Source organism: Rhodococcus sp. R1101, assembly GCF_000278445.1.
Lineage (GTDB): Bacteria > Actinomycetota > Actinomycetes > Mycobacteriales > Mycobacteriaceae > Rhodococcus > Rhodococcus gordoniae.
Map to the genome: position 1 here is coordinate 1 of NZ_AJVB01000476.1, position 2,983 is coordinate 2,983.

Annotated in this window: 3 protein-coding genes and 2 pseudogenes; 2 read left to right on the forward strand and 3 right to left on the reverse strand. The window is 70.8% G+C overall.

Annotation, left to right across the window (positions count from 1 at the left end):
- Together R1101_RS27715 and R1101_RS0120140 are read left to right on the forward strand one after the other, a co-directional pair.
- Positions 1 to 470, forward strand: a 470-nt coding sequence (locus R1101_RS27715) for a B-4DMT family transporter (RefSeq protein WP_016935102.1), incomplete at its 5' end; no start/stop codon positions are given.
- Between the two features lie 78 nt (positions 471 to 548).
- Positions 549 to 1,160, forward strand: coding sequence for a TIGR03086 family metal-binding protein (locus R1101_RS0120140; RefSeq protein WP_016935103.1), 612 nt, complete (start codon positions 549 to 551; stop codon positions 1,158 to 1,160).
- A gap of 3 nt (positions 1,161 to 1,163) precedes the next feature.
- On the opposite strand, the gene aroB is transcribed toward R1101_RS0120140, so the two are convergent.
- The 3 genes and pseudogenes from aroB to R1101_RS30365 all read right to left on the reverse strand — a co-directional run.
- Positions 1,164 to 2,300 carry a 3-dehydroquinate synthase gene (gene aroB / locus R1101_RS0120145; protein ID WP_026003507.1) on the reverse strand — a complete coding sequence of 379 codons (1,137 nt, stop codon included), beginning with the start codon at positions 2,298 to 2,300 and terminating at the stop codon, positions 1,164 to 1,166.
- Positions 2,301 to 2,342: 42 nt separating this feature from the next.
- Positions 2,343 to 2,837: pseudogene (locus R1101_RS31160) on the reverse strand (shikimate kinase); the annotation flags it as partial.
- Between the two features lie 4 nt (positions 2,838 to 2,841).
- Positions 2,842 to 2,983: pseudogene (locus tag R1101_RS30365) on the reverse strand (chorismate synthase); the annotation flags it as partial.

Here is a 2,983-nt window from a genome sequence, read left to right on the forward strand (position 1 = left end):
TGGGCTTCGCCGTGGTGGTGATCGCCGCGTTCGTCTGGGCCGGTCTCGACGGCATCCGCGACCACCGCGCGCATCCCGACCCCGACGAGGGCGACGACCTGACGATGCGCTGGCTCGCCGCCGGCGCGGTCACCGCCATCGTCGGCGGAGTCCTCACGTGGCTCGTCGATACGGTCACCCCGGTGCCGGTGGGCGTGACGTCCCTGTTCTTCGAGATCACCTCCGGTGCCGCGTTCACCGTGCTGCTGGTGTTCCTGCCGGCGATGGCCGCGGTCACCTCGGGCAGGTTCTTCGCGCGCCGGAGCGAGCGCAAGGCCGCGCGTGACGACGACTGGTCGGTCCATCGGGAGCACCACGCGCCCGCAGGTGTGGGAGCGGCGGCGCCCGCGGGTTCGGCGCAGGCCGACCCTGCCTGGCGCACCGACGACTCCCCCACCGAGGTGTTCCCGAGGGTCGATCCGAAGCAGTAGGCCCCTCGGCAGGCGGCAGGTGCTCAGTTTTCCGGGTGGTGACGGTCGGTACCTACAGCCGACCTCGAGGAGCTTCCCATGACCGACACCACCGAGATGCTCGACCTGACTCCCGCCACCCGCCGCATGGAGCGCATCCTGGCGGGCATCGACGACGCGCAGCTGACAGGACCGACGCCGTGTTCCGACACTTCCGTCGGGGTGCTCGTCGACCATGTGCTCGGACTGTCGCTCGCGTTCACGGCGGCAGCGCGCAAGGACCACGGACCGTACACCGACACCCCACCGCAGCTCACGAGCGAACTACAGCCGGACTGGCGTCGCCTCGTACCCGATCGGCTCGCCGACCTCGGCCGGGCGTGGAAAGAGCCCACGGCCTGGGAGGGCACGACCCGCGCGGGCGGACTCGACCTTCCGGCGGCGGTCGCCGGACTCGTCGCCCTCGACGAACTCGTCGTCCACGGCTGGGATCTCGCGGTCGCCACGGGACAGCCGTACACCTGCGAGTCCGACGAGATCGCAGCGTGCACCGCCTTCGCGGAGAGCATCACCGAGGCGGAACGCGTCGGCGACGGGGGTGGTCTGTTCGGTCCTGCCGTCCGGGTGGGCGACGACGCGTCGCCACTGGACCGCCTGATCGGACTCACCGGGCGCGACCCGTCGTGGAGACCACCCTCGTCGACGAGGTGACTGCTAGAGCAGCACGGTTCCCGCGTCGGCCTTGCCCTGTCGCGCGACCTCGGAGTAGGCCGCCGCGAGCAGGGTGGGATCGGGTCCTTCGAGCCTGCCGGGCTTCGCGAGTCCGTCGAGGACGACGAAGCGCAGCATGCCGGCACGGTTCTTCTTGTCGGTCTGCATACCCTCGAGCAGATCCCCGAAGGCGTCGGGATCGTAGGTCGTGGGCAGGCCGACGGATTCGAGGATCGCGCGGTGCCGGTCGGCGGTGGCGTCGTCGAGGCGCCCGGCGAGCCGGCCCAGTTCGGCTGCGAACACCAGGCCCACCGACACTGCGGCGCCGTGACGCCAGCGGTACCGCTCGCGACGCTCGATGGCATGCCCGAGGGTGTGGCCGTAGTTGAGGATCTCGCGCAGGCTCGACTCCTTGAGGTCGGCCGCGACCACCTTCGCCTTGACCTCGACCGAACGCCGGATCAGCTCGGGCAGCACCGTCCCGGCGGGATCGAGCGCGGCCTCGGGGTTCTCCTCGATCAGGTCGAGGATGACCGGATCGGCGATGAAGCCGGTCTTGACGACCTCGGCCAGACCGGCCACGATCTCGTTGCGCGGCACCGTCTCGAGGGTGGCGAGATCGACGAACACCGCGGACGGTTCGTGGAACGATCCGACGAGGTTCTTCCCCGCCTCGGTATTGATGCCGGTCTTGCCGCCCACCGCGGCATCGACCATCGCCAGCAGGGTGGTGGGGATGTGGTAGACGCGCACACCGCGCATCCACGTCGCGGCGACGAATCCGGCCAGGTCGGTGGCGGCGCCGCCGCCGAGGCTGACGACGGCGTCCGAGCGGGTCAGCCCGATGCGGCCGAGAACCTCCCAGCAGAAGCCGGCGACGGCGAGTTCCTTGCCGTCCTCGGCGTCGGGAATCTCGATGCGGTGCGCGTCGATGCCGGTCTCGGCCAGCGCCTCCCGCACGGCCTCCGCCGTCGCGGTGAGCGTCGGCTGGTGGAAGATCGCGACGGTCCGCGTGCCGGACAGTTCTTCGACGACGTCGCCGAGCAGTCCCCGGCCGATGATCACCGGATAGGGCTGGGCGGTCTCGACGTCGATGCGTACCGGTTCGGTCGACGGTGTGGGGCTCCGATCCTCGCTGATGGTCTGGCTGGTAGCGGTGTCCGCTGCTTCGAGTTTGGCAAGCACCTGCTGGACGACCCGCCCGGGGCTGCGGCCGTCGGTGCGCACCCGGATGGTCGCCGCCTGCCGGTACAACGGACGGCGACGACGCATGAGGTCGCGGTACTTCTGGGCCGGGTCGCCGCCGGCCAGCAACGGCCGGGTTCCGGCGACTCCGACCGCGCCGGTGCGACGCAGTCCCTCCGACACGCTGATCTCGAGGTAGACGACGGTCTGACCGGCGAGTCGCGCACGGGTGCGGTCCGACAGGATCGCTCCCCCACCGAGGGACACCACCCCGTCGTGGGTGTCGAGGGCCCGAGCGACCACCTCTTCCTCGATCTCTCGGAAGGCGGGTTCGCCGTCCTGCGAGAAGATCTCGGGGATCGTCCGGCCGGTCACGCGCTCGATCTCGGCGTCGGTGTCGAGCAGCGGCAGGTCGAGTGCGTTCGCGACCCGACGGCCGATCGTCGACTTGCCCGCTCCCGGCGGGCCGATGAGTACCAGGCGAGGCGACATGGGATCACCGCGGCGGCCGCGCCGCGATGCCCTTCAGGTAGTGGCCGATGTTGCTCACGGTCTCGGCGAGCGAGTCGCCGCCGAACTTCTCGAGGGCGGCCTGCGCGACGACGAGTGCGACCATCGCCTCGGCGACGACACCCGCC

What these genes read in the sequence shown, in the direction of transcription:
- R1101_RS0120140 (WP_016935103.1), top strand. Translation starts at nt 549, where the DNA reads ATGACCGACACCACCGAGATGCTCGACCTGACTCCCGCCACCCGCCGC.